Origin of the sequence: Bacteroides zoogleoformans (assembly GCF_002998435.1) — a bacterium.
GTDB classification, from domain to species: Bacteria; Bacteroidota; Bacteroidia; order Bacteroidales; family Bacteroidaceae; genus Bacteroides; species Bacteroides zoogleoformans.
The window spans coordinates 469,677-496,405 of the sequence record NZ_CP027231.1; the positions used below are offsets into that span (position 1 = coordinate 469,677).

Genomic DNA, 26,729 nt, shown 5'->3' on the forward strand with positions numbered 1-26,729 from the left:
TTATTGATGTTGTTCTCTCAACAAATCATTCACCGTCTTTACCGGATTGAATGTGGATAAGGGCACTTCCACGAAAACAGTGTTCCAGTCGCTCATGGCTCCGTTCCACAAACCGGGTAACTCCAATGCTTTCAGGTCTTTACCATTCTTCGACTTATAAGAAATGAATCCTGTAGCCTTGTCCACGTACTTCGTAAGGTCGAATTTATCTCCTTTATAGTCGCGCACGGCGCACACCAAATCCACCGGATTGAAATGGGTGCCTTTTTCAAACATCTCTTTCTTTTCCGGATCACTCATGTCAATCTGCGAACTTTCCAGAATCTGCAAAGAAACAGTGCCGTCACTGTTGTAAGCCAAGAACGGACCTCCGCCGGGTTCCCCCACGTTCTTCACCATGCCGCAGACGCGCATCGGACGATTCAATTTCTTCTTCAGATAAATCGCCAGTTCGGCATCTTCCAGATTCTTTGTTTCCGGATTCTTGCAATAAAGTTGTTTCTGCAGGAATTGCAAGATCTCAAGCAATTGCTCATGCGTATATTTACCGCTATTCAGCAATTGCAGATAAGCAAAGGCCCGCTGTTGAAGCGTTACGAGCACGCCTGCAATCAATTTCTTATGTAACACCGTATCGCCTTTCAGCCTGTCCGGCACCACGTTGTCAATATTCTTTATAAAGATAACATCCGCATCAAGGTCGTTCAGATTCTCAATCAAGGCACCGTGTCCACCCGGACGGAACAGCAATTTGCCGGCATCCCTGAAAGGTTTGTTCTCCATGTCGACGGCAATGGTATCGGTACTCGCTTTCTGCTCCGAGAAGGTGACGTTGTACTCCACACCATACTTTTTGGCGTAAGCCACCGCTTTTTCATTCACCAATGCGCCGAACAAGGCACGATGCTCGGGAGAGACCGTGAAATGCACGTTTACTTTCGCATTCTTGTTGACGGCATACAATGCACCCTCCACCAGATGCTCCTCCAAAGGCGTACGGCTACCCTCCTCGTATTTATGGAACTTCAGCAAACCTTTAGGCAAAGCTCCGTAATTCAGCCCTACCGCCTCGAGCAAAGCAGCTACCACCGCTTTATAATCTCCGGTGGCAACCAAGGATGCGATGTCTTTACCCACCGTCTTCCGGCATGCCTCGTTCAGGTCACCATAAAAGGCGAAATTTTCTATTTTCTCAAAGAACAGCTTCTCGAAATCCGTTTGAGGAGTCGTATAATCCGCCCCAAGAAATTCGAACAAATTCTTGAACATACGGCTGGCCGCTCCCGAAGCGGGTACAAACTTCACCACTTCTTTATCTGCCTGTGTATATGCTTCCCATGCATCCAGATACTCCTTCTGCCGGTCTGTATCCAAAGCCAGCACTCCTCTGTCAATAGAAGCGGCGGCAAACAGATTCAGGTATGGAAAACCTTTTTCAAAACACGTCAACTGTTCGGCAATCTGTTTCTCAGAAATACCTTTGCTCTTAAGCAACTCTTTGTCTTGCGGTGTCATCATATCATCTAACCCTTTTATTAATTCATGCCCAAAATTACAAAAAAAACAGAACTGCTGTAAAGAAAATAAAGAAAAAACTTACCTTTGAAGCATAAAATACAGACGATTATGGAAACAGATGTTTTTTTCACACCGCAAGAGAAAAGTTTACTCTTCTCACTCTACCGAAGGCTATTGCAACTTTCGGGAGAAACACTCCGGAGGGGTGACTGCAAGAAACTGAAAACCCATCTTGTCAACACGATAAAGAACCATCACTTGCAGCGTGACTTATTCGGTCTGAATCCTGTCATCAAGGATATGCAGACGGCAGTCATCGTTGCCGAAGAAATAGGCATGAACCGTGCGTCCATACTGGGGCTCATGTTGCACGACTCCGTGCGCTGCGGCACATGCAGCTCTCAGGAAGTGGAGCAGGGCTACGGTGAAGATGTGGCAGGCATCATCCGAGGACTGATACGTGTGAACGAACTCTATGCCAAAAGTCCCACCATCGAGTCTGAAAACTTCCGCAACCTGTTGCTGTCTTTTGCCGAAGATATGCGCGTCATCCTTATTATGATTGCCGACCGCGTCAACATCATGAGGCAGATAAAAGATGCCGATAACGACGAAGCCCGCCGGCAAGTGGCCAACGAGGCTGCCTATCTTTACGCGCCCCTCGCCCACAAACTGGGCCTATATAAAGTGAAGTCGGAATTGGAAGATCTCTCGCTGAAATATACGGAAAAAGATATTTACTATCACATAAAGGATAAGCTGAACGAAACCAAAGCTTCGCGCGACAAATATATCGCTGCTTTCATTGCACCGATGCAAAAAAAGTTGGAAAAGGCCGGACTGAAGTTTTACATCAAGGGGCGCACCAAGTCCATTCATTCCATCTACCAGAAAATGAAGAAGCAGAAATGCGCTTTTGAGAATGTATATGATCTGTTTGCCATTCGCATCATTCTGAATTCTCAACCGGAAAAGGAAAAATTGGAATGCTGGCAGGCATATTCCATCGTGACGGATATGTATCAGCCTAATCCCAAACGCCTGCGCGACTGGCTGTCCGTACCTAAAAGCAACGGATACGAGTCTCTTCATATCACCGTGATGGGACCTCAAGGCAAATGGGTGGAGGTGCAAATACGCACGGAACGCATGGACGAGATTGCCGAACGGGGACTTGCAGCCCACTGGCGCTACAAAGGCGTGAAAGGAGAATCGGGGTTGGACGAATGGCTCACCTCCGTACGCGAAGCATTGGAAAATTCCGACAGCAGCGGAGCGGAAGCCATGGACCAATTCAAACTGGACTTGTATGAGGATGAAGTGTTTGTCTTCACTCCGAAGGGCGATTTGTTCAAGCTGGGTAAAGGTGCCACTGTGCTCGACTTTGCCTTCCACATCCACACCAAATTGGGATGCAAATGTATAGGTGCCAAGGTGAACGGTAAGAACGTACAGCTGAAGCAAGTGCTTCAAAGTGGTGATCAGGTGGAGATTATGACATCGAACACACAAACTCCGAAACAGGATTGGCTGAACATTGTGACCACCTCCAAAGCTCGTACCAAGATACGACAGGCATTGAAAGAGATGGCCGCCCGTCAGCATGCCTTTGCCAAGGAAACATTGGAACGCAAATTCAAGAACCGGAAGATTGAATATGACGAGGCTACCATGATGCGCCTCATCAAACGTCTCGGTTTCAAGGTGGTAACGGATTTCTATCAGGCGATTGCCGATGAAGTGCTGGATGTGAACGACATTATAGACAAGTATCTTGAGCAACAAAGGCGGGAAAGCGATACGCGGGACGAGATAATCTATCGCAGTGCCGAAGGCTATAACCTCCAACAGAGCATGCCCGAAGAGATAGGCGGCAAAGAAGACGTACTTGTCATCGACCAGAATTTGAAAGGGCTGGACTTCAAACTGGCACGTTGTTGTAACCCCATTTACGGCGATGAAGTGTTCGGTTTCGTCAGTGTGACGGGTGGCATCAAGATACACCGTTGCGACTGCCCCAATGCCGCCGACCTGCACTCACGCTTCGGCTACCGCATCGTGAAGGCACGTTGGGCAGGAAAATCGCAAGGGATGCAGTACCCCATCACTCTGCGGGTGGTAGGGCATGATGATATAGGCATCGTGACCAATATCACCTCCATCATTTCCAAAGAGACGGGCATCAGCCTGCGAAGCATCAGCATAGACTCTCACGATGGATTGTTCTCCGGCATGCTCACCATCATGGTCAGCGACACAGGAGGTCTGGAGGCGCTCATCAAAAAACTGAGAACGGTGAAGGGGGTGAAGCAGATTTCAAGAAATTGAGAATTTTTTTTGATTTTATCTCACCCGTTTCTTTTTGTAATAAGGATAGGTCAGCAGCACGAAAAAAAACAAGGCAAGAATGGCAGCCACAGAAGCGGCGTGATAAATCTGCGCCTCGTCCATGAGGCGACAAGCCACGGCAACGCCAATCAAAAAGCCCGCTTCCATCGACAAATGGCAAGTGGTATTAGCTGTTCCCCGCTGGCAATGGTGCGATAGTCTCACAAATATCCTCATCACCGGAATCACCGTAAATGCCAATACAGCCAATGCCGGCAAAGCCCAATAGTTGCCTGTAAACATCAAAGGCAGCAGCACACCCGGAACAAAGGCAAGCAACAGCATATTGAAGGCCGGCACCCACGCACGAGGCAGCAGAAAACGGTCAATGTTGCATAGTGCCATCCCTATAGGTGCGCGAAAAGCCACATATACCCTTGATGCGAAAAAGAGGCCGGCTACGCCTGTGGCTACAGACAGATAGGCCACCATGCGGAAACCGTCCATATTATAAAGCCAAACACCCAGCCCCGCACCTATCAGCATACCCAAACGTGCAGCCCACGCATAGACCATGTTTCCGGCACTGCGACATGTGGAAGCGGTGATGTCAATAGTCACGGTGATGCCCGCCGTCGTTGCTAACCCGAAACAAGCCCCCTGCACCAGAGCCAGCAGCAACAGCTTCTCATAACTGTCCACGAACACATAACCTATGGTTGCAACCTGCATCACAAGCATAGAAAAAAGAAAGACATGCTTCCTTTTATACTCATCCACCAAGTAAGCATGAAAAGGGCCTACGACAAACATGGCAGCGGAAAAAAACAAGAACATCGTTCCCGCCTCTCCAATGGAAACATCCAATTGCTGCCCCATCACAAAAGGAAGCAAAGGAAAGAGCATATAGACTGATGTGAACAACAACAGGTTTGCCGCACACATCCGCCAAAAATTCAATGTCATAAGTTTGTTAGTACTGTTCTTTCTCATTCGGGAAATCTAAGTTCTTCACATCGGATACATATTTGCTGATGGCATCCGTCATCACAGTGTGCAAGTCGGCATACCGTCGCAGGAAACGGGGGCGGAAGCCGTTGTTCATACCCAGCATATCCTGCGCCACCAGCACCTGGCCGTCTACATCGCCGCCGGCACCGATACCGATAACGGGAATGGCCAGTTCCTTTGCCACACGGGCAGCCAAGGCGGCAGGAATCTTTTCCAGCACCAATCCGAAACATCCGGCTTCTTCCAGCAAGTGGGCATCCTTCACTAACTTTTCCGCTTCTGCATCATCCTTGGCACGAACGGTATATGTTCCATATTTATTGATGGATTGTGGCATCAGACCGAGATGTCCCATGACCGGGATACCGGCACTGAGAATGCGTTTCACCGTACCTATCACCTCTTCGCCACCCTCTAATTTAAGAGCATCGGCATGACTTTCTTTCATAATGCGGATAGCAGAGGCTAATCCTTCCAATTCATTGCCTTGGTAGGAGCCGAAAGGCATGTCGACGATAACCATGGCGCGCTTTACGCCGCGAACCACGGATTTCCCATGATAAATCATTTGGTCGAGGGTGATGGGAAGAGTGGTCACATTGCCTGCCATCACATTGGAGGCCGAATCACCTACCAGAATAACATCAATCCCGGCGCCATCCACAATCTGTGCCATGGTGTAGTCGTAGGATGTCAACATTGATATCTTTTCGCCTCTTTGTTTCATTTCAATAAGGCGGTGTGTGGTCACTTTACGAGAATCATCTGAAATATAACCCATGATATTTACTGTTTATCGATTTACTATGTCAGTGCGAAGTTTTCGCTAATCGGGGGCAAAGGTAATCCTTTTTCCAATTACTTGTGCAATCGGGTCAACTTATCATAAGTGAATCCAGCAAAATCATCCAGAATAAAATGACATAACGGCTCAATCGCTTCGCGCGGGTTGGTGGTCGCCAAACCGATAACAGTGGCTCCGGAAGCCATTCCGGCCTTCAGTCCATTGAAAGAATCTTCGAACACATACGAGTTACCGGGATGGGTTCCCAGAACTTTCATACCAAGCAGGAAGCAATCGGGAGCAGGCTTGGAGGCGGCAAACATTTCGGCCGTGAGAATGCGGTCGAACAAAGTCTTTATTTCCGGGTGAACACGATAGACGGATGCCATCTTCGGTTCGTTGGAGCTGGTCACTACCGCCGTCTTCACGTCGTGGCAGCGCAAGTCTTCTATAAAATCGAGCACACCGGGAATAAAGTCGAACGACATCTCCCGTTCAAAGCGATTCAGGCGTTCTGTGATTTCTGCCTGCTCTGCAGCCTTATCCTGAAAGAAGGTTTCGTAGATATATACCAAGGTTTGTCCCTTCACCCTGCCTTCCAAATCGTCCATGCCCAGATAATCCTTTCCCATACGGTGCCAGAATTGGCTGTACTGTGTCTCTGTGTCCATCACCACCCCATCGAAATCGAACAGAGCAGCCATTGTTTTCGTTGTATCCATACGCATCTGTTTACCTGTTTGTATTCATACCTTTCGTTTACGGTCACAAAGGTCTGAATAATCTCTGAAGGAAACAACTTATTTTGACAAACTCTTACTCATTCCTGATACTTTTTACCGGATTCTCTTTTGCGATAGACCATGATTTCAGCAATACGCAGCCCACAATGAATGCCAACAGCAATAGACCTACCATGATGTAACCGGCAACCGGTAGCGGCACCATATCCTTGAATCGGCCAATCCAGACTTGTCCCGCCTTATAAGCGCCGGATATGCCAAGGGCTACAGACGGAGCAGCAATCCAAAGCACCTCTTGCCACAACAGACGCAGAATATCCCGGGGCCCTGCACCGTTCACCTTGCGGATGGCAATCTCCTTGCTGCGCAGACGAATTTCATCATTGGCATAGCCTATCAGCCCCATTATCACAATAAAAAGAATAGTGACCGATGCCCATAGCGTGACGTTTCGGAAAATGCGGACAGAAGTGGCATTCTCCCTTATGGTCTGCTCGATAGACAGGAATATAAGCTCATCTTGCGGATAGAGGTGCTTCATCTCCTCATTCAACTTCCGCAGGTTTTCATCGAATGGCTCTTTCAGGCGAACTTCCATACAAAATCCAACACCTGAAATCCACTCTATCATCACCGGAACGTCGTCATTCGGAGTACCGGGAAAAGCAAAACTATCCAACAATCCCACTACCCTGCCATAATCGTTCACTTGTTTTCCTATCGGGCTGTCCGTCCAGTGCATCTTCTCGCAGAACTTGCCGTTGACCAACAACTGATGCTCTCCCGTCAGGTTATGCCCCTCCTTCAACCGCAAACCGATGAATGGCAGATAATCGCTGTTGAACCATGAGTTTCTGGGATAAAACATCTCGTTTCCTTGATTGTCGAATATCGGGCGATTAGCCCCGAAACCCAGCATCGACCGCTCGGCCGAGGCTACCGCTTCCACATAAGGCAAGTTGCGTAGCTGAGTACGCAGTTGTGCACCGTCCACCTTATGCTGATAAATATAGGCTACCCTCCGTGGGTTCCAGCCACGGTTGCGCCCCACCATATGACGGTATTGCGAAAAGACCAGCAACAGCATACCCAAGATGAAAGCTGCACCCGTGAACTGCACAAAGAGCAATCCTCTTTTCCATCCTCGCCGTCCGGATGTGTACCGTACAAATACTTGTGTCACGGGGATACGGGCAAAAAGTACAGCCGGCAGGCAGCCGCCTAATAGGAATAGCACCACCGGTACAGCCAGCGGCGCATAGAGATGCTGTGGGGAAAACAGTACGTCGATAGGCACTGCCGCCAGCTCCTCCATTTGTTCATGAAAAAGATAGACCAGAACCCCAGCGACCAACAAAGATATGCTTACCATAACCGCCGTTTCCATCAGAAACATGCCAAATATGTTGCCGCCCGACGCACCGCTGCACTTATGCACCCCTATCGCTTTGGCTCGTTGTGTCAGTGAGGAGATGGAAATCAGCACATAGTTCAATGTGGTGGTAAAAAGCAGCACGATGCCCAAAAAGAACATAATCCAGATTGTTTTTCGTACTTGCGTGTCATCCAGATGCACGTAGCGGATGGGAGTAATGTGAACCGACAGTTCCAGATCGCTGTCCGCCGGCAAATGACGGACAATGGCCGCCGAGAGCCGTTCGTTCAGCCATTCGGCATCCTGCGAAGCGCGCAGCCGGACAAAGCCGTCGTAATTGCCGCCGCTCTGCCATCCCAACCTCCACTTAGCGTATTTACCGATACCGGAGAAAGAGACGATTGCTTCGGGACGTTTGCCCAACGAAGTGTTCATCGGAACGTCTTTGAAGATTCCTTTGACAAGCAGAGCTACACCATTTCCCCACAAATCATACATCAGCGTTTTCCCGATGGGATCTTCACTGCCGAACACCCTGCGGGCAGCCGCTTCCGAAAGGAAAAGCGCATCAGGATTCGCCAAGTCCTGCGGATTGCCTTTCACCACATCCAGCCCGAGGACGAAGAAATACGATGTATCGGCAAGTACTGTCTGCATTTCGAGGTTACGGTTGCCCAAGCGGTAGCGGTCGCCAAAGAGCGAACAACTGACCGTGGCTCCTTGCACCCGGTCGGGAAACTCTTCCGCAATCACTCCCGGAATAGGGATAAGGGTATAGAAGCTTTCTCCTCCATCCGGCACCCCATCCTTCAACCAGCCGGTCTTCACCCAATAGAGATTGTCCGCCTCTTTATAGAAGTTATCGAAATTCAGTTCAAAGGCTATCCTTGCGAAAAGGAATACCGACATCAACAAGCCTAATGACAACGAAACAATCTTGACGGCATTCGCGCCATATCCGCGAAGCAGGGTTTGAAAGGTGTAGTATAAATATCGCATATATGTTCTTTAATGATTAACTTGTTCCTGGTATTCTTTAATGGATTCCCCATCTGCAATACTCCCGTTTCAGATGCCTTGTGTCGGCACACTTGCCATCACACTGCCGTCGAACAGGTGCACTGTGCGGTGTGCAAAGCCTGCATCGTGCCGCGAGTGCGTCACCATGATAATCGTAGTGCCCTCCTTGTTCAGTTCCGTCAGCAGGTTCATCACTTCGGCTCCGTTCTTGGAGTCCAAGTTACCGGTAGGCTCGTCGGCCAGTATCAACCGCGGATTGGTCACCACTGCGCGGGCAATGGCCACACGTTGTTGCTGACCGCCGGAGAGCTGCTGTGGAAAGTGCTTGGCACGGTGGCTGATGTTCATGCGTTTCAAGATATCTTCCACCATGCGTCTGCGCTCGCCGCCCTTTATGCCGAGATAAGTGAGGGGAAGCTCCACGTTTTCATATACATTCAGCTCGTCTATCAGGTTGAAGCTTTGGAACACGAAGCCCAGCTTACCCTTGCGCACACGGGTGCGCTCCTTCTCTTTCAAGTCCGCCACTTCTTGGTCAAAGAGTCTGTAGCTACCTTCCGTGGGATTGTCCAATAAGCCGAGGATATTCAACAGAGTGGACTTGCCGCAGCCCGAAGGCCCCATAACGGCTACGAATTCTCCCTCTTTCACTTCGAGGTTCACATGGTTCAAAGCTACGGTCTCTACTTCCGAAGTACGAAACACCTTACTGATATTACTGATTTCAATCATCTTATTCATTGCTTTACGTTTTATATGTTTTTATAATTATAATCTCTTCTCGAAGAAAACAATCGTCCTATTCACTCTTAATACTGTTCACCGGATTCTCATTCGCAATCTTCCATGATTTCCAAAGGACGCACCCTACGATGACCGTCAGAATGACAATCATCATCAATGCATATACCATCCATCCCAAAGGGATGTGCTCGGAGAACTGCTCCATCCAAAGGCCGTTGACGTACCAAGAAGCAATTGTTCCGATAAGCACTGCCGGGCCTGCCACATAGAGCACGTCGCGCGAGAGCAGCTCCAATACAGTACTTACTTCCGCACCGTTCACCTTGCGGATGGCTATTTCTTTGCTGCGACGGCGCACCTCGTCGGCTGTATAGCCCGTCAACCCCATCAGCATGATAAAAAACATGGTGACGGCAGCCAACAACGTGGCATTACGAAACACGCGGACGGCGTTATAGCGATTCTTTATCATCTGGCTGTAATCGGTAAAGTCGATGGTCTGGCCGGGAAAGGCTTCGCTTGCTTCTTTGTTCAGCTTCCGCAGATTCTCGGCAAACGGCTCTTTCAGGCGAAGGTGTATGTATCCATAGAAAGCCTTGTTACCCCGTGCGATGAAAGGCTTTTTTCCCGAAGTGAAGCCTTGCATTTGAAACTCCTTCAGCAATCCCGACACTTTGTAAAGCCCATTTTCCATATTCACCGTGCGCCCTACTACTTCATTGCCCCAATGCATCATTTCGGCAAAAGTCTCGTTCACCACCACTTCGTCTTTTTCGCGCGCCATACGACCCGCTTTAAAGGTCATACCCATCAGCTCAGGGTAATCTTCGCGCATGTAATAGCTGGATCGTGTGGAAAAAAGAGCCTGCCCGGTAGCGTCCTGAATCATCGAGCCACTGTATCCCCATATCGGAGTACCATGAGCACTGGACAGCGCTTCCACATAAGGCAAATCCTTAAAGAATTGATAGGCGGCATCGCGTGCGTCCTTTTCGTCCCAATAGGCAGTGCCCATAGCGATGCGTTCCGGGCTATATCCCATGTCTTTGGTCATGACAAACCGATATTGCGCCACCACAACACACATCAGTCCACAGATAAAGGCCACCCCGGCAAACTGCACGAACAGCAGCGGACGCTTCCAACCCCTTTTGCCTTCCGTATAACGACGGAACACCTGCGACACGGGGATGCGTGAAAAGAGCCTGCCCGGCAACATACCTCCCACAAAGAAAAGCACACTCACCACCGACAACGGCACCCAGAGGCGGTTAGGGGCTAGCAACAGCAGCGACAGTTTGGCCGAGGCCGTGTCTTCAAAAAACTCGCGGAAGTTAAACAGCAACAATGCCATCAGCAACAGAGCCGCCAGAATGATGATGCCCGTCTCCAACAGGAACATGCCGAAAACCTTGCCTCCGCTTGCCCCGTTGCACTTGTGCACCCCCACTGCTTTGGCGCGATAGCTCAAAGAGGAGATGGAAATCAACACATAGTTCAGCGCGGCAATGAATAGGATAGCAAGACCGAGGATGCTCATGATGTTGCTCATCCGCTTCACTTCCGTATATCCGACGTATGTGTCGCGAATGGGCTGTACAAAGGCTGTGTAGCCAAACTTCTTTTTATCCTCTGCCGGACGATATTTGTCTATCATGGCATCAATGCGTGCGTTCACCACCGACTTGTCCGCTCCGGGGCGAAAACGTATATACTCCATCCAACTGTCCCCGCCACTCCAAGAATAATTGCCCAAGTCGCGACTCCAGAAAGAAGGCATGGAAATAACAGCTTCGGGATTCATGGTGGCATTTTCGGGTATCGCGGCATAAATGCCTTTCACCGTCAAGTCATAGTTATGCCCGTAGTTCAACACCTTACCTATCGGGTTCTCATCTCCGAATATTTTTTTTGCAAGGCGGTCACTCAGGAAAATGACGTCTTTCTGCATCAAATCTTTCTCCGGATTTCCTTTAAACACCTCGATGCCCATGGTGCGAAAAAAGAGTGAATCGGCAAGCACTTTGCCATCATCAAACCGCACGGTCCCATTGTAAAGAGGGTCTCTGGCAAAACCATATCCTATACTGGTAGCCGACTCCACCTGCCCGGGAAAGTTCTCAAGAATGGCACCTGCCACTGGACCGCAGTTTTGTTCCTGAGGCGAATACTTCTCACCGTTCGCGGTGAACACCGACCATACCTGATAAAGGTTGTCATAGTCTCGATAACACTTGTCGAAGCTGTGCTCGTAGACCACCCGGGAGAAAAGCAGAATACTCATCGTCAACCCCAGTCCCAAAGAGACTATTTTAATGATATTCGTCCCTCGCCCTCGCAGCAATGTCTGAATTACATAATGAAGTTCTTTCATCTTATTCGTTTTATGTTATTTTCCTGCTTTTTGTAAAGCAGAAACTATGCCAGAAAAGTAATTGTCTGATTATAAAAGATTAAGCAGAAAGTCCCAAAGGCAACCTGTCTAATAATTAGACACTGTCGTCCAACAATTAGACAGCCGGTGAGACAACCGCTGTCTTATAAGCAATACTGCCAGGCATGCGACCGAAACTTAGTCAAAAAAATATCACAAAATCTTGTCGAATCCTAAAAAATATACATAAACCTGACGTTTGAGGTAGTAGATAACTGAAAATGTACTCTTCATCGTCCTTAATTTTTTTAGGTTCAAAATTAGTCGGTGAAGAATCCTTCGTCGGTACGCAAAACGGGGAGGAACGGCGCAATCTTTTTCCGTAACAGGATTTGTTGCGTGAGTTGTCTGTAACTCACTAATCCTTAACGCCTTGTTCTGCCATTCGCACCCATTTCTTCACCTGTTTGGCGTGGTTACGAACAAGTAACGTAGCGGTGTCTTGATTTGGCTTCGGCAAGGATTAAGGTGGTGTTGGGAATAATTGGCAGCTTTGCTAAATACCTTGTAAATCAAATCTATCACTATATTCTTCCGTATTCCACTTTTTTGTAGTAACTTTGTTCCCTCAAAGCAAAGACGAGTTCAGAGTGAATTCTCTGAGATGGTTCTCTGTTTTTGCAATTAAGGAGATAAAATGAAAATAAAATTCATAAGCCTTGCCAGCGGAAGTAGCGGCAACTGCTATTATATAGGAACAGAAAAATACGGAATACTCATTGACGCAGGCATTGCGGTACGAACCATTAAAAAAGGGCTGAAAGAAGTTGGCATCAGTATGGATATGGTACGTGCCGTATTTGTCACACACGACCATGCCGACCATATTAAGGCGGTAGGCGGATTGGGCGAAAAATTGAATATACCCATTTATACTACTGCACGGATTCACGAAGGCATCAACCGGAGTTATTGCATGACGGAAAAGCTACATTCGTCTGCCCGCAACTTGGAGAAACAGCAACCCATGAAATTAGAAGATTTCACCATCGAATCTTTCGAAGTGCCTCATGACGGCACGGACAATGTGGGCTATTGCATACAAATAGACGGTAAGGTGTTTTCATTCCTTACCGACCTTGGCGAGATTACTCCTACTGCGGCGGAATATATTAAAAAGGCAAATTATCTCATACTGGAAGCCAATTATGATGAAGAGATGTTGCGCATGGGCAGTTATCCTCCCTATCTAAAAGAGCGTATAGCCAGCCGTACGGGGCACATGAGCAACATAGCTACCGCCGAATTTCTTTCGGAAAACATGACGGAGCATTTGCAATACATTTGGCTTTGTCATTTGAGTAAGGACAATAATCATCCGGAATTAGCATACAAAACAGTGGAGTGGAAGTTAAAGGAAAAGGGAGTCGTTGTAGGAAAAGACGTGCAGCTTTGCGCATTGAAGCGCACAACACCTTCCGATTTGTATGAATTTGGATAAAAGCAACCGCTATACCGAGAAACCGCAAAAACATACCGTAAAAACTTGTTTTTTGTTTGGCTGAATAAATTGAAAAGACTACTTTTGCAGCCGAAAAAAAATAAAAACACAGAATGCACTCTTAGCTCAGTTGGTAGAGCAACTGACTCTTAATCAGTGGGTCCAGGGTTCGAATCCCTGAGGGTGTACTACAATTGGGCAAGTTCTCTTTTATCCTCTTTTTCTTTCGTTTTAACATCCACAAACCATAGTTTCCTCTTTTTTTTGTGTATATTTGCGTGAAAAGCTATCGGGTATTCTTTAATGTAGAAACCCTTGCAGAAACCTTAAATTCAAAATATCATGTTACGGAAGATCAGACTAACTTTTGCAATGATTTTCTTTGCACTTATCACCTTATTGTTCCTCGATTTTACAGGGACAGTACACGGATGGTTCGGATGGCTGGCCAAAATTCAGTTCTTGCCCGCCATATTGGCGTTGAACGTAGGAGTGATACTCTTGCTCGTTATTCTCACATGGGTATGCGGACGTATTTATTGCTCTGTCATTTGTCCCTTAGGCGTGCTTCAGGATGTCATGGCATGGCTGGGACGAAAGATTCCAAAACGCAAAAAACTCCCCTACTCTTACTCACCCGCTTTGTCGTGGTTGCGTTACGGTGTGTTAGGGGTATTTGTGGCCGCATTGGCTACCGGCATCGGCTCGTTCGTAGCCTTACTTGCACCTTACAGCTCGTATGGACGCATAGCCAATAATTTACTTCAACCGGTATGGCAATGGGCAAATAACGGATTAGCTTATTTGGCCGAACGCACAGACAGCTATGCCTTTTATGAAACAGAGGTCTGGATAAAGAGCTTGCCTACATTGCTCATTGCGTCTGCTACTTTCGTTTCACTTATCATTCTGGCTGTGCGCAATGGGAGAACCTATTGCAACACAATCTGCCCTGTGGGCACAATATTGGGATTCCTTTCACGATACTCTCTTTTTCGTATCACGATAGATCCGGAAAAATGCAACAAGTGTAGCCTTTGCTCCCGCCGTTGCAAGGCCGCATGTATTGATTTCAAATCATATCGCATAGATTACAGCCGTTGTGTGACGTGTATGGATTGCATCGACACATGCAAGCATGCGGCTATTTCTTATAAGTATCATCCCATAGGCAGCTATCATGCGGTTGAAAATCAAAAAGGAGAAAGCATGGCTGTCACAGCCTCTTCCGCCCCAAAAGCATCTTCGGATGATACAGATAATACTCGTCGCAGCTTTTTCACAGCTACAGCCTTGGTTGCCGCCACCTCTCTCGTGAAAGCTCAAGAGAAGAAAGTCGATGGCGGATTGGCTACTATTGAAGATAAGGCGACTCCCCATCGGAATACGCCCATCACTCCTCCGGGGTCATTGAGCGCGCATAATATGGCGCAGCATTGTACGGCTTGCCAGCTCTGCGTATCCATCTGTCCCAATCAGGTTCTTCACCCTTCTACCGACCTGCTGAAACTGATGCAGCCGGAGATGTCGTATGAACATGGTTATTGCCGGCCGGAATGTACGAGATGTTCTGAAGTATGCCCCGCAGGAGCCATATTACCTATTACCCGGGCGGACAAATCGTCGGTTCAGATAGGGCATGCCGTATGGATAAAGAAGAATTGTATTCCCTTGACGGATGGCGTGGAATGTGGCAATTGTGCCCGTCACTGCCCTGCAGGAGCCATACAAATGGTGCCGAATGTGCCGGAAGATAAAAATTCCACGAAAATACCTGTGATTAATGTTGAACGTTGCATCGGTTGTGGTGCATGCGAGAATCTTTGTCCGGCCCGTCCGTTCACAGCTATCTATGTGGAAGGTCATGAAAGACATCGGATTGTATAATCTTTAGAACTTTTATCATTATGGAAAAGCGTAACAAACATATGAATCGTCGTGATTTCCTAAGAATCGTAGGCATTACGACCGTCAGCTCTACTGCCGCTCTTTACAGTTGCAGCTCTAAAGAAGGAAGCAATAAAGGGAACAAAGCATTGGGAGCTATCCCTACGGATAAAATGACTTATCGAAGCTTCTCGAGTTTGGGAGATGACAAAGTTTCCATCTTGGGATATGGATGTATGCGTTGGCCCACCGTTCCGGCTTCGGATGGCAAGGGCGATATGATAGATCAGGATGCCGTCAATGAATTGGTGGACTATGCCATTGTTCATGGGGTGAATTATTTTGACACTTCTCCGGTATATGTACAGGGATGGAGCGAAAAATCTACGGGAATTGCATTGAAACGCCATCCGCGGGAGTCTTTCCATATAGCAACCAAGCTCTCAAACTTTCATCCCGATACATGGAATCGCGAAAACTCCATTGCAATGTACCGTAAGTCGTTCAAAGAACTGCAAGTAGATTATATCGATTATTACTTGCTGCACATGATTGGAGGTGGAGGAATGGAGCAATTCAAAAAACGCTATATAGATAACGGCATGATTGATTTTCTTGTCAAAGAGCGTGAAGCCGGACGCATTCGTCGTTTGGGATGGTCGTTTCACGGAGATATCAAGGTTTACGACTATGCCTTGCAAATGCACGACCGTGGAGAGGTACATTGGGATTTTGTGCAAATTCAGCTGAATTATATAGACTGGAAACATGCTTCGGGCAGTAACTTCAAAGCCGAGTATCTTTATAACGAATTGGCCAAACGGAATATACCGGTGGTCGTAATGGAACCTCTATTGGGTGGGCGGCTTTCCAAAGTGCCCGATCATATCGTGGCACGGTTAAAGCAACGTGAACCGGACAACAGTGTGGCTTCTTGGGCATTCCGTTATGCCGGTTCGCCTGAAGATGTGCTTACGGTATTGAGTGGGATGACCTATATGGAACATCTGCAAGATAATATACGTACTTACTCGCCATTGGTTTCGTTGACAGACGAAGAAACTCAATTTTTGTATGATACGGCAGATTTAATGATGGAATATCCCACCATTCCATGCAATGACTGCAAGTATTGTATGCCATGTCCGTATGGCATCGATATTCCGGCAATACTGCTTCATTATAACAAATGCGTTAACGAAGAGAATATACCCGATGGCAGCCAGGATAAGAACTATCGGCAAGCGCGTCGGGCATTTCTTGTGGGGTACGACCGAAGCGTACCCAAATTGAGGCAAGCCAACCATTGTATCGGCTGTAATCAATGTTCGCCTCATTGCCCGCAAACAATCGATATTCCCAAGGAGCTGCATCGCATAGATGGATTTGTAGAACAATTGAAACAAACACTATAAGATGAAAAGCATTATTGATATGCTTCATAAAGGAGGATACTCTTGTGTGATGAGAAAAGATAAAGAGATTCGCGCCTTCAGCCGGCGAGGGGTGATGGATTTATACGATTTGTATCAGGCGGACCCTGCGTTTATGCGTGGGGCTGCCATTGCCGACAAGATAATAGGGAAAGGAGCAGCAGCCCTGATTGTGTTGGGAGGCATCAAAAGTGTCTATGCCGATGTTATCAGTAGCCCGGCTGTGAAGTTGCTACACGAATCGGGTGTAAACGTGACTTTTGCCGAAGAAGTGCCTCACATCATAAACCGTTCAGGAACAGGACAATGCCCTTTGGAAGATGCTTGCTGTGGTTTGGAGGCTGTAGAAGACATGTTTCCTGTGATACGGAACTTTATATTCCAAATACGCTCTATCCCCCAATAAAAACAATCTCCCCTCCAGAGTCATCTCTCAAAATTGAGAGATGCTACTGAAGAAGAGAACCCAACACCAGTTTTCATTAAAAATCTGATTTCACAATCAGGGATATCTTCAAGCCTTATGATTATTTACTCTTCTGAATAAATACTTCTTTCATACGAAAATCATCGAAAAAGGGAGATGGAGCCTTAATATATAACTCAAACAAAACAAAACGTTATAAGGACATCTCCCTTAGGAAAAAAGTTCACCTTCACAGGCTTCCTAAAAAAGCAAGATGTACAAATATACCATCCTTGCAAATACCTAATACCTAAATTCTCAATTCTGTTTTTATATAGAGTCTTTTTAGCTTTTGCTCATAACTTATCTTTGGAAACGATTTCTATAGAATACCTTACAAAACTGTTGCAGACATAGGTGTAATCTTCTGCCCCACTTTTTTCTCATATTCTTCCTTTCAAAATCCCTCGCCGCTTTTTCAACTCGTACTATACGTTCATCACATAGGCTGTCTTCATCGCATAAGATGCGATCGTCGATTATATCTACCACCTGTTCGTATGTCAGTAATGGTTTTTTCTGTTTATCCATATTCTGAATAACGGTTGAATAAATCATTGTTTTTTCTGTTGGCAAAGGTAACCTATAGTCCCTATTTATCTTTGCACTCGGTACGCAATAATTGGCATTTATTGCGCATTTTTTGATGGGAACATTTGACTAATATGCGCTTTTCCAAATGGTAAAAAAATGATTTACAGCTGTTTTTGAGATAAAAGAAAAAAGGTCGAGAGATGCGGCTCTTATATACCGCCTATCATTTTTTTATTTGCAATGATAAGGATATTATACACTAACTTTAGGTGTACTCAAAGGAAATACAACCTCAAAAAGGCAGGTAATCTTTGTCATAGCATTCAGCTTCTATTCTCAACCGAGATATTCCTTGTTGCTTTTGCGATACTGCGAAGGTGTCATTTGGAATGTCTGCTTGAATATGCGTGAGAAGTAGGATATCTCCGGAAATCCGCATTTAAAGGCAATATCGCCTATTGACATTTCGGTAGAAGCCAATAAGCGTTTTGATTTGTCCAAACGCATCTGAAGAACATAGCCCGAAGTGCTGAAGCCTGTGATGGCTTTTACCTTGCGATTCAGTTGTGAAAGACTCATATACATGCGGTCTGCCACGATGTCTGAACTTAAATCATGATCGCTTAGCATGGAATAGATAACATCATTCAAGCGCGTCAAAAAGTTCTTGTCATTAAGGCTTAGTTCTACTGCTTGCTTCTTACTTTCGTACATGGCACGTGAATATTTTTCGCGCAACAAGCGGCGTTGCTCCAATAAGTGATGAACACGAATATGCAACTCGTCGGGATTGAAAGGCTTTTGCAGATAAGCATCCGCTCCGGCATCAAGTCCTTCAATACGATCGCTGTCATCATTCCTGGCAGTAATGATAATGATAGGAATGTGATTCAGTAAATCAGACTTACGCACTTCCCTACATAATTCATATCCATCTTTTTCGGGCATCATTAAATCGGTAATTATCAAATCGGGAATAAACTCTTTTGTTTTTTCCAGTCCTTCCTCACCGTCGCGTGCATATAGCAAACGATATTTGTCTTTCAGCAGCCCTCCGATGTAATAAGAGACATCTTCATTATCTTCCACTATCAGCACAAGTGGTAATTCTGTTGATTCGGACGTATCTTGTACTTCAGAAGGTTCGTTCATTTCAATACACCCTGCCATGCAATCTTTTTCGTCCGGCAACTCCTCCGTAGTCCATCTTTTCCAAACGGTACTTCCATGCTTCAGTGGCAGAGAAACGGTGAATGTCGTCTTTTTTCCGGGCAAACTTTCCACATTGATATCGCCCCCCACGCTTTCTACTATCTGTCGCACCAATGGCAGACCTATTCCTGTGCCGATGCCCTCTTTGCTGTTCGCTCCTTGATAGAAAGGGGTGAATATATTAGGTATATCTTCTTCACTGACTCCTATACCAGAATCTATTACACACAAGATGAGTCTATCATCCTTTTGCTTCATGGTTACAAGAATGCTACCTCCTTTTGATGTGTACTTGAAGGCATTGGAAAGCAAGTTACGGGTTATTTTGCAAAAGTATTCGGGAACAAAATCCATCATAATCACTGTTTCGGCAGGAACAAAACGCAGGTCTATCTGTTTTTGACGCGAATAGGCACGATAGTTCTCCATAATCATACGCATGTAGGTCACCGAATCACCATGACGCCATTCCGGGGTACCTAATTCTGATTTTATTTTAGAGATGTCCAAAAGTTGATTCACCAGCTCAAGCAGACTTTTGCCCTGACGTACAATGGTGGCCAATCCCTGTTTATTCTCTTCCGCGGTGAGTTCCCCTTTCTGCAGTTGCTCCGACAATCCTAATATCACGGTCAGAGGTGTGCGAAATTCGTGGGTAATGTTGATGAAGAAGCTATTGCGTACGTTTTCCATGCGACGCATCACTCGCTGACTACGCGATTTCATACGCAAAGCATACCACAGGAAGCCAAACGCCACCAGCACAATGAACAAGAAGAACAACGTACTATTCAGGAGAATGGTCTTTGTACGCTGTTCTATACGATAGCCTTCATGAATGGACAGCAACTCTCTGGTATTCTTTTCTCGCTCATACTCGATGCGCAAATTCAGTATATGGCTCTGGCTTTTGGAGTTTTTTATGCTATCGGCATAGGTTCTGTTCAGAATGTAGCTATCCAATGCACGGCGACAGTCTCCGATTTGTTCATAATAAAGATAATTCAACAAATATACTCCGGACAGATGTTCCCATGAATGCATCTCTTTGGCTGCTTTTTCGGCACGCTCTAAGTAAACTAATGCGGCAGACGGATTTTTCTTTGACAGATTTACTCGCGCCAATGCCAGGCAAGCTTCCAGCCAATGATATATATCACTCTTGTCCACCATCAGATTGTAAGCGTTGCGGTATTCGCGCAAAGCGTCGTCCCATCGCTTTTCTTTTTCGAATAAACGTCCGAAATGATTGTGGCAAAGCGAAATTCCTACAATGGATTTAGCCATGCGGTTACACTCCATTGAATACTGATAATAGACCAATGCGGAGTCCAGCATTCCTTTTTGCTCAAAAATATACCCCAAATTGGCATAGTTCATGGCCTGACCCAGTTTACTGTCCAGTTTCTTTTCTTCAGCCAATGCTACCCGAAAAATACTGTCTGCCGTATCTCGATTATCTAATGTCAGATGTATGTTTCCAATGCCACTTAATGTGATAACTCTATTCTTTCTGGCTTGGGCACTGCTTTTATCTTTAAATTGCTCGCATAGCAATAACGCATGGTAATGATAAGTGGATGCCTCATCCAAAATACCTAAACGGCGGAAGTTTGTACCAATATTATTCAAGGCCCGTACTATTGCAAATGTATCTTTAAGATGCATTGCTATTTGTAATTCTTTGCGATGGCATTCGATGGCTTCATTGAAACGTGCTTGCTCGCGATAGCGCACACCTTGTATCTCAAAACTATCTATATCTGCATGTTCTTGAGCTATGAGACCAGACACATTGGTATCCCGGCACGAAAATAACAATAAGCATGTCATAGCAAGAATGGTTAGTTGATATACAGTCTTTTTCCTCATAGCACAATCGGAAATGAAATCAAAAGTGATTATTATAAGAGAACGTTGCAAATATATATATATTTTAATAATTTATATCCTGTCTGATAGTTTATTTGTAACTTTTCATTTAAATTCACAACGAAGCAACGTCTTTTTCTATATCAGTACACATATTATAGTATGTCTTTAACTTGAATCTACGTAACTCGGCAATCGTACCAATCGCCTTCTTTCTCATTCATGACAACGACCCATTTGTCACCAAATGACTGGCTTCTATCTGTTTGACAGCATTTGCTCTGATGTATATTGTAAGGTCGGAAAAATATACGGCAGACAGTTGCTCGAAAAACTGATATATCAAAAAAAAGGAACAAACAAATATTTTTTTCAATATTTATATGCTTTTCTTGTAAAAAAACATATATTTGCAGATGTTTAATAAAGTTGTTTCAGAGACCTATAAATAAAATATTATTAAACTAAAAAAAGAATGATTATGAGAAAAATTAATTTCAAGATGGCTGCCACCGTAATGGTTTGTGGAGCTTTCCTTCTGAGTTCCTGCATCGGCTCTTTTGCTTTGCACGGTAAATTGGTGAATTGGAACCAAAACATCAGCAACAAGTTTGTGAACGAATTGGTTTTCCTTGCGTTCAACATTGTTCCGGTATATGGTGTATGTTATGTAGCCGATGCCTTGGTTATCAACTCCATTGAATTTTGGAGCGGCAGCAATCCCATAGCCAGTGTAGGCGATGTGAAAAAGGTGAAAGGTGAAAACGGCAATTATTTAGTTCAGACTCTTGAAAATGGTTACTCTATCACCAAAGAAGGTGAAAGCACTTCTATGGAGTTGATTTACAACAAAGAATTAAATACATGGAATGTTGTAGCCGAAGGTGTCAGCACCGAACTTTTGCAAATGAATAATGACGGTACCGCACAAATCACTCTTCCCAACGGAGAAGAAATGACGGTAACATTAGACGCCAATGGCATGGCGGCTGCTCGCCAGGCAACAATGGTTAATACCTATTATGCGGCAAGATAATTGAAGGCATGAATAAGAGAGTGAAAAAACAAAAGGGCTCTCATTCAAGTACGGATTTCACGACCGACATCTGTAGGAAAAATTGCTTGTATCCGTAGAGATTTCTATCGCTATCGGGAAGAAAATTTGCTGATAGTGTCAGTCTTGTGATTCGTAAGACAAAAACAAATCAGTCGACTAAAATAAAAATCAGTCGACTGATTTTTATTTTAATCGATTGATTTCTCAGAGCAAGATGATTGGCAAGACTGACGCATTAGCCTCTTCCCATCCTCTAATTTATTAAAAAACTATACATCCGCTTGCTTTCGAATCCAACTATATTTGTACCTTTGCATATTATTTCTAAAAAAAATGACAGAGAACAAAGGGCACATGCAGCGATACGCAATGTTATTCGGCACCTATATAGGAGTGTATTGGATATTGAAATTCATACTCTTCCCCATAGGCTTGACTGTTCCATTTTTGGCTCTCCTCTTCATGGGACTTACGATTTGTGTCCCTTTCATGGGATACTATTATGTACGGATGTATCGTAACATGGCATGCAGAGGCAGCATCAGTTTTCTGCACGCATGGGTATTCACCGTCTTCATGTACATGTTCGCCGCCCTGCTTACAGCTGTAGCACATTATATCTATTTCCGTTTCATTGACGATGGCTATATCATCACTACCTGTGAAGCCATGATTGACATGCTTGCACAAAGCACTACGCCGGGAATGGAAGGGTATATATCCACATATCGGGAAGCATTAGATGCCGCCCGACTATTTACGCCCATAGACATCACGATGCAGTTGGTGTCATGGAATGTCTTTATAGGATCGATTTTGGCTTTTCCTACTTCTTTGTTCGTGATGAGACGGAAGAGAAAAGACGAACAGGGAAGATGATAATGAAACCTAAGTGTCAATGACGCTTCAACCGTAAATCGTTAATAGCAAAATAAGGGAAAAATGGATATTTCAGTTGTCATACCACTATACAACGAGGAGGAGTCCCTCCCGGAATTGTTCGCATGGATTGAACGAGTGATGAAAGCCAACGGCTTTTCGTATGAAGTGATTTTTGTGAACGACGGAAGCACCGACCGGTCTTGGCAAGTAATAGAACACCTGCAGGCACAGATGCCGGACAGGATAAGAGGCATCAAGTTTCGCCGTAACTACGGGAAATCTCCGGCACTGTTCTGCGGCTTCGAGCAAGCACAAGGAGATGTAGTGATTACAATGGATGCAGACTTACAGGACAGCCCCGACGAAATACCCGGCCTCTACCGGATGATTACGCAAGACGGATATGACCTTGTGTCCGGCTGGAAACAGAAGCGATATGACCCCCTATCGAAAACACTGCCCACCAAACTCTTCAACGCTACCGCGCGCAAAGTGTCGGGCATCAAAAATCTGCACGACTTCAATTGCGGACTGAAAGCATACCGCAAGGATGTGGTAAAGAACATAGAGGTGTACGGCGAAATGCATCGCTATATCCCCTATTTGGCGAAGAATGCCGGCTATGGGAAAATCGGCGAGAAAGTGGTGCGGCATCAGGCAAGGAAATACGGGAACACAAAATTCGGGCTGAACCGTTTTGTAAACGGATACCTGGATTTACTTTCCCTTTGGTTTCTCTCCGCGTTCGGAGTAAAACCGATGCACTTCTTCGGTTTGATAGGGTCGCTGATGTTCATTTTCGGATTCATTGCCGTCATCATCGTAGGCATCGGCAAGCTATATTATATGCACAACGGCATGCCCTACCGCCTCGTGACAGAATCGCCTTATTTCTACCTGTCGCTGACATCGATGGTCATCGGCACACAGCTTTTTGTAGCGGGATTCCTCGGGGAGTTGATTTCACGCAATGCCCCGGAACGCAATAAGTATCAAATAGAGAAAACGATTTAACGATGAAAAACTTAATCAGATTTATAATATTCGGCTGCATCTGCTGCCCTTTGCTTACTGCTGTGCTTGCCTGTTCGGAAGAGGCCGATTGCTCCATGACGGCACGCGGCATGGTGAAATGTTATCTATACAAGATGGACAAAGCCGCCCAAACTGCGCAAAACGATACGCTCGACTCCTTGACAGTAACAGCCTATGGTACAGATTCCATCATCATCAATAATCAGAAAAATGTACACGAAATCTCGTTACCCTTAAGATATACGGCAGACTCCACCAAACTGATATTCAAATACAGCAAGATAAAAAGAGATACCGTGGTCATCCGCCATACCAATACCCCCTATTTTCTGTCAATGGATTGCGGCTATCAGATGAAGCAGGCTATCACAAAAGTACGTTACACCCGCACATCCCTCGACTCAATCTCTATAGCAAACCATGAAGCCGGCATCTATGGAAAGGAAAATCTTAAATTATTCTATTAGCCTTGTATTCTGCCTGCTGACGGCTTTCCCGCTATGGGCGCAGAACCCACCGGCTCCGCCTAAAGGAAACACTCTGAAGAAAGAAAAAAAGGAGAAAAGGGAAGAGACACAATATCCGTTCTATAACGGCATATCCGTGGGGATGGAGCTATGGGGACTTGGCAACTCCGCCCTCGGAGGAGATTTTTCAAGCTCCGAGATTTCAGCGGACGTCAACCTTAGAAACCGGTTCTTTCCGATTCTCGAACTGGGTTATGGAAGTACCGACTCTTGGAGCGAAAAAGGAATACATTATAAAAGCAACGCTCCATACTTCCGCATAGGAATGGATTACAACATGCTATACAAGAAAAAACACGGGCACATGTTGCTTGTAGGCTTGCGCTACGGAGCAAGCAGTTTCAAGTACGACATAGCGGCATCGAAGCTGGACGACCCTGTTTATGGCGGCACAGTGGGCAATCCTAATCTGGAAGACGGCATTTGGGGAGGCAGTCTGCCTTACGAATATAAAGACATGAGGAGCTCCATGCAATGGACCGAATTCTGTGTAGGAATCAGAGCGCACGTATGGAAATCCTTCTATATGGGATGGTCCTTGCGTTTCAAATTCAAATTATCCGCCACCCCCGATGAGCATGGCGACCCGTGGTATGTGCCCGGCTTCGGCAAATACAACTCCAATACAATGGGAGTAACTTATACGATAACTTATAAATTGCCTCTTTAGGACTTATGACAGGATTAGAAATCTGGCTATTGGCTATAGGGCTTGCAATGGATTGCTTTGTAGTTTCTATAGCCAGCGGAATCATATTGAAACGCACCAGATTGAAGCCCATGCTGATCATGGCATTCTTCTTCGGCTTCTTTCAGGCACTCATGCCACTGCTCGGATGGATGGGAACCGGCTTTTTCAGCCATCTGATAGAGAGTATAGACCATTGGATTGCTTTCGGAATTCTGTTTTTCTTGGGAGGAAGAATGATAAAAGAATCTTTTAAAGATGAAACCTGCAAACACGAGTATGACCCCACCAGCCTGAAAGTGATAGTGACATTGGCTTTGGCAACAAGTATCGACGCCTTGGCAGTAGGCATTTCGTTCGCTCTGCTGAACATCAAAAGTTTCCGGACACTGCTACCCTCCATCGGCATCATAGGTTTTGTCTCGTTCGCATTGTCAATGGCCGGTTTGATGTTCGGCATCCGCTTCGGTTGCGGCATAGCCCGCAGGTTGCATGCCGAGTTATGGGGCGGCCTCATTCTCATTGCCATCGGCACAAAGATTCTGATTGAACATTTGTTTTTCACTTAAGGATATCTTCAAACAACTACAGCTATGGACAAGAAAGTACAACGGAATTTCTTATGGATTGTTCTGCTATTGATGGGCACCATATGGATATTGGCACGCCATAACCGCCCCACCCCTTCTTATCAGACCGACAACGGACTGATATTCGGGACAGTATATAAGGTCACCTATCAACACGACCGTAATATGAAAGCAGAAATAGAAGCGGAACTGAAACGCTTTGACGGTTCGCTGTCGCCATTCAACGATACGGCAATCATCACCCGTATCAACCGGAACGAAGATATTGTGGCCGACAGTTTCTTTGTTAAAGTGTTCCATCGCAGCATGGAAATATCCAAAGAAACCAACGGAGCTTTCGACATCACCGTCGCTCCACTGGCCAATGCATGGGGGTTCGGCTTCAAGAAAGGAACGTTCCCCGATTCTGCCATGATAGACAGCCTGTTGGAAATCACGGGATATGACAAAGTAAAACTATCCACCGAAGGGAAAGTAATCAAGCAAGACCCGCGCATCATGCTTTCGTGCAGCGCCGTGGCCAAAGGTTATGCGGTAGATGTCGTCGCCCACCTGCTGGAGAAAAACGGAATCGGCAACTTCATGGTCGATATCGGCGGAGAGGTGGTTGTCCGTGGAAAGAATCCGCAGGACGGGCTATGGCGTATCGGCATAAACAAACCGGTAGATGATTCGCTGGCCGTAAACCAAGAATTGCAAACCATACTGAAAGTTAGCAATTTAGGCATGGCCACTTCGGGTAACTACCGCAACTACTATTATAAAGACGGGAAAAAGTATGCGCATACCATCGACCCGCGTACCGGCTACCCTGTGCAACACAACATCTTGTCGGCAACAGTCATTGCCAAAGATTGTATGAGCGCAGACGCTTATGCCACAGCATTCATGGTGATGGGACTGGAAGAAGCGGAACGCTTTGCCGATATGCGGCCCGACATTGATGCATGCTTTATATACATGGACAAAAACGGCAAACCGAGAATGTTCCTGACCGAAGGAATGAAGAAGTATATGTGAGTTTGAAGGAGGAAACATCAAGGATGTAGATTGAAGTTCCTGACCGAAGGAATGAAGAAGTATATGTGAGGCTTACAGGGGCACCCCTAAAATGCAAAAAGATTTTTCGTTCACCTCGAATTTAAGTC

The 26,729-nt window shown here is 45.9% G+C and carries 20 protein-coding genes and 1 tRNA gene; 13 read left to right on the forward strand and 8 right to left on the reverse strand.

Annotation, left to right across the window (positions count from 1 at the left end):
• Entirely contained in the window at positions 1 to 1,518 is a 1,518-nt protein-coding gene (locus tag C4H11_RS02030; RefSeq protein ID WP_106040279.1) for a DUF4301 family protein, read from the reverse strand.
• 108 nt (positions 1,519 to 1,626) lie between these two features.
• Between C4H11_RS02030 and C4H11_RS02035 the strand changes: the two genes are divergently transcribed.
• A complete protein-coding gene (locus tag C4H11_RS02035; protein WP_106040280.1) occupies positions 1,627 to 3,846 on the forward strand; it encodes a RelA/SpoT family protein in 2,220 nt (739 codons plus the stop codon).
• Between the two features lie 15 nt (positions 3,847 to 3,861).
• On the opposite strand, the gene C4H11_RS02040 is transcribed toward C4H11_RS02035, so the two are convergent.
• The 6 genes from C4H11_RS02040 to C4H11_RS02065 form a co-directional block, all read right to left on the reverse strand.
• Positions 3,862 to 4,839, reverse strand: a complete 978-nt coding sequence (locus C4H11_RS02040; protein WP_106040281.1) for an MFS transporter — start codon at positions 4,837 to 4,839, stop codon at positions 3,862 to 3,864.
• Positions 4,820 to 5,641: a 3-methyl-2-oxobutanoate hydroxymethyltransferase gene (gene panB, locus C4H11_RS02045; protein ID WP_106040282.1), complete on the reverse strand. Its 822-nt coding sequence runs from the start codon at positions 5,639 to 5,641 to the stop codon at positions 4,820 to 4,822. The genes C4H11_RS02040 and panB overlap by 20 nt, the downstream gene beginning before the upstream one ends.
• A gap of 74 nt (positions 5,642 to 5,715) precedes the next feature.
• On the reverse strand, positions 5,716 to 6,363 hold the full coding sequence (locus C4H11_RS02050) for an HAD family hydrolase (RefSeq protein WP_106043025.1): 648 nt from the start codon (positions 6,361 to 6,363) through the stop codon (positions 5,716 to 5,718).
• A 94-nt stretch (positions 6,364 to 6,457) separates the two neighbouring features.
• On the reverse strand, positions 6,458 to 8,758 hold the full coding sequence (locus C4H11_RS02055) for an ABC transporter permease (protein WP_106040283.1): 2,301 nt from the start codon (positions 8,756 to 8,758) through the stop codon (positions 6,458 to 6,460).
• Positions 8,759 to 8,827: 69 nt separating this feature from the next.
• Positions 8,828 to 9,511, reverse strand: coding sequence for an ABC transporter ATP-binding protein (locus C4H11_RS02060; RefSeq protein ID WP_106043027.1), 684 nt, complete (start codon positions 9,509 to 9,511; stop codon positions 8,828 to 8,830).
• Between the two features lie 67 nt (positions 9,512 to 9,578).
• On the reverse strand, positions 9,579 to 11,897 hold the full coding sequence (locus C4H11_RS02065; RefSeq protein WP_106040284.1) for an ABC transporter permease: 2,319 nt from the start codon (positions 11,895 to 11,897) through the stop codon (positions 9,579 to 9,581).
• A gap of 697 nt (positions 11,898 to 12,594) precedes the next feature.
• On the opposite strand from C4H11_RS02065, the gene C4H11_RS02070 reads away from it, so the two are divergent.
• The 5 genes from C4H11_RS02070 to C4H11_RS02090 all read left to right on the forward strand — a co-directional run bounded on the left by C4H11_RS02070 (position 12,595) and on the right by C4H11_RS02090 (position 17,124).
• A complete protein-coding gene (locus tag C4H11_RS02070) occupies positions 12,595 to 13,398 on the forward strand; it encodes an MBL fold metallo-hydrolase (protein ID WP_106040285.1) in 804 nt (267 codons plus the stop codon).
• A 115-nt stretch (positions 13,399 to 13,513) separates the two neighbouring features.
• Positions 13,514 to 13,586: transfer RNA gene (locus C4H11_RS02075), tRNA-Lys, on the forward strand.
• Positions 13,587 to 13,740: 154 nt separating this feature from the next.
• On the forward strand, positions 13,741 to 15,285 hold the full coding sequence (locus tag C4H11_RS02080; RefSeq protein ID WP_106040286.1) for a 4Fe-4S binding protein: 1,545 nt from the start codon (positions 13,741 to 13,743) through the stop codon (positions 15,283 to 15,285).
• A gap of 20 nt (positions 15,286 to 15,305) precedes the next feature.
• On the forward strand, positions 15,306 to 16,700 hold the full coding sequence (locus tag C4H11_RS02085; protein WP_106040287.1) for an aldo/keto reductase: 1,395 nt from the start codon (positions 15,306 to 15,308) through the stop codon (positions 16,698 to 16,700).
• A gap of 1 nt (position 16,701) precedes the next feature.
• Complete coding sequence (locus C4H11_RS02090) at positions 16,702 to 17,124, forward strand: DUF1893 domain-containing protein (protein WP_106040288.1); 423 nt, start codon at positions 16,702 to 16,704, stop codon at positions 17,122 to 17,124.
• Positions 17,125 to 18,054: 930 nt separating this feature from the next.
• Here C4H11_RS02090 and C4H11_RS02100 read toward each other — a convergent pair.
• Complete coding sequence (locus C4H11_RS02100) at positions 18,055 to 20,763, reverse strand: hybrid sensor histidine kinase/response regulator transcription factor (RefSeq protein ID WP_106040290.1); 2,709 nt, start codon at positions 20,761 to 20,763, stop codon at positions 18,055 to 18,057.
• Positions 20,764 to 21,283: 520 nt separating this feature from the next.
• Between C4H11_RS02100 and C4H11_RS02105 the strand changes: the two genes are divergently transcribed.
• From C4H11_RS02105 to C4H11_RS02135, 7 genes are all read left to right on the forward strand, one after another.
• Positions 21,284 to 21,838: a DUF3332 domain-containing protein gene (locus C4H11_RS02105; RefSeq protein ID WP_106040291.1), complete on the forward strand. Its 555-nt coding sequence runs from the start codon at positions 21,284 to 21,286 to the stop codon at positions 21,836 to 21,838.
• 354 nt (positions 21,839 to 22,192) lie between these two features.
• Positions 22,193 to 22,738, forward strand: a complete 546-nt coding sequence (locus C4H11_RS02110; RefSeq protein ID WP_106040292.1) for a DUF4199 domain-containing protein — start codon at positions 22,193 to 22,195, stop codon at positions 22,736 to 22,738.
• Between the two features lie 63 nt (positions 22,739 to 22,801).
• Positions 22,802 to 23,755: a glycosyltransferase family 2 protein gene (locus C4H11_RS02115; protein WP_106040293.1), complete on the forward strand. Its 954-nt coding sequence runs from the start codon at positions 22,802 to 22,804 to the stop codon at positions 23,753 to 23,755.
• 2 nt (positions 23,756 to 23,757) lie between these two features.
• Positions 23,758 to 24,243: a DUF6452 family protein gene (locus tag C4H11_RS02120; RefSeq protein WP_106040294.1), complete on the forward strand. Its 486-nt coding sequence runs from the start codon at positions 23,758 to 23,760 to the stop codon at positions 24,241 to 24,243.
• The gene (locus C4H11_RS02125; RefSeq protein ID WP_106040295.1) at positions 24,212 to 24,973 is read left to right on the forward strand and encodes a DUF6048 family protein; all 762 of its coding nucleotides are present in this window, start codon (positions 24,212 to 24,214) and stop codon (positions 24,971 to 24,973) included. The genes C4H11_RS02120 and C4H11_RS02125 overlap by 32 nt, the downstream gene beginning before the upstream one ends.
• A 5-nt stretch (positions 24,974 to 24,978) precedes the next feature.
• The gene (locus C4H11_RS02130; RefSeq protein ID WP_106040296.1) at positions 24,979 to 25,560 is read left to right on the forward strand and encodes a manganese efflux pump MntP; all 582 of its coding nucleotides are present in this window, start codon (positions 24,979 to 24,981) and stop codon (positions 25,558 to 25,560) included.
• A gap of 24 nt (positions 25,561 to 25,584) precedes the next feature.
• Positions 25,585 to 26,601 carry an FAD:protein FMN transferase gene (locus tag C4H11_RS02135; RefSeq protein WP_106040297.1) on the forward strand — a complete coding sequence of 339 codons (1,017 nt, stop codon included), beginning with the start codon at positions 25,585 to 25,587 and terminating at the stop codon, positions 26,599 to 26,601.
• The last annotated feature ends 128 nt before the right edge of the window (positions 26,602 to 26,729 follow it).

Coding starts and splice junctions, on each gene's coding strand:
- C4H11_RS02030 (WP_106040279.1), bottom strand. CDS start 1,518: ATGATGACACCGCAAGACAAAGAGTTGCTTAAGAGCAAAGGTATTTCT.
- C4H11_RS02035 (WP_106040280.1), top strand. CDS start 1,627: ATGGAAACAGATGTTTTTTTCACACCGCAAGAGAAAAGTTTACTCTTC.
- C4H11_RS02040 (WP_106040281.1), bottom strand. CDS start 4,839: ATGAGAAAGAACAGTACTAACAAACTTATGACATTGAATTTTTGGCGG.
- C4H11_RS02050 (WP_106043025.1), bottom strand. CDS start 6,363: ATGGATACAACGAAAACAATGGCTGCTCTGTTCGATTTCGATGGGGTG.
- C4H11_RS02055 (WP_106040283.1), bottom strand. CDS start 8,758: ATGCGATATTTATACTACACCTTTCAAACCCTGCTTCGCGGATATGGC.
- C4H11_RS02060 (WP_106043027.1), bottom strand. CDS start 9,511: ATGATTGAAATCAGTAATATCAGTAAGGTGTTTCGTACTTCGGAAGTA.
- C4H11_RS02065 (WP_106040284.1), bottom strand. CDS start 11,897: ATGAAAGAACTTCATTATGTAATTCAGACATTGCTGCGAGGGCGAGGG.
- C4H11_RS02070 (WP_106040285.1), top strand. CDS start 12,595: ATGAAAATAAAATTCATAAGCCTTGCCAGCGGAAGTAGCGGCAACTGC.
- C4H11_RS02080 (WP_106040286.1), top strand. CDS start 13,741: ATGTTACGGAAGATCAGACTAACTTTTGCAATGATTTTCTTTGCACTT.
- C4H11_RS02085 (WP_106040287.1), top strand. CDS start 15,306: ATGGAAAAGCGTAACAAACATATGAATCGTCGTGATTTCCTAAGAATC.
- C4H11_RS02090 (WP_106040288.1), top strand. CDS start 16,702: ATGAAAAGCATTATTGATATGCTTCATAAAGGAGGATACTCTTGTGTG.
- C4H11_RS02100 (WP_106040290.1), bottom strand. CDS start 20,763: ATGACATGCTTATTGTTATTTTCGTGCCGGGATACCAATGTGTCTGGT.
- C4H11_RS02105 (WP_106040291.1), top strand. CDS start 21,284: ATGAGAAAAATTAATTTCAAGATGGCTGCCACCGTAATGGTTTGTGGA.
- C4H11_RS02110 (WP_106040292.1), top strand. CDS start 22,193: ATGACAGAGAACAAAGGGCACATGCAGCGATACGCAATGTTATTCGGC.
- C4H11_RS02115 (WP_106040293.1), top strand. CDS start 22,802: ATGGATATTTCAGTTGTCATACCACTATACAACGAGGAGGAGTCCCTC.
- C4H11_RS02120 (WP_106040294.1), top strand. CDS start 23,758: ATGAAAAACTTAATCAGATTTATAATATTCGGCTGCATCTGCTGCCCT.
- C4H11_RS02125 (WP_106040295.1), top strand. CDS start 24,212: ATGGAAAGGAAAATCTTAAATTATTCTATTAGCCTTGTATTCTGCCTG.
- C4H11_RS02130 (WP_106040296.1), top strand. CDS start 24,979: ATGACAGGATTAGAAATCTGGCTATTGGCTATAGGGCTTGCAATGGAT.
- C4H11_RS02135 (WP_106040297.1), top strand. CDS start 25,585: ATGGACAAGAAAGTACAACGGAATTTCTTATGGATTGTTCTGCTATTG.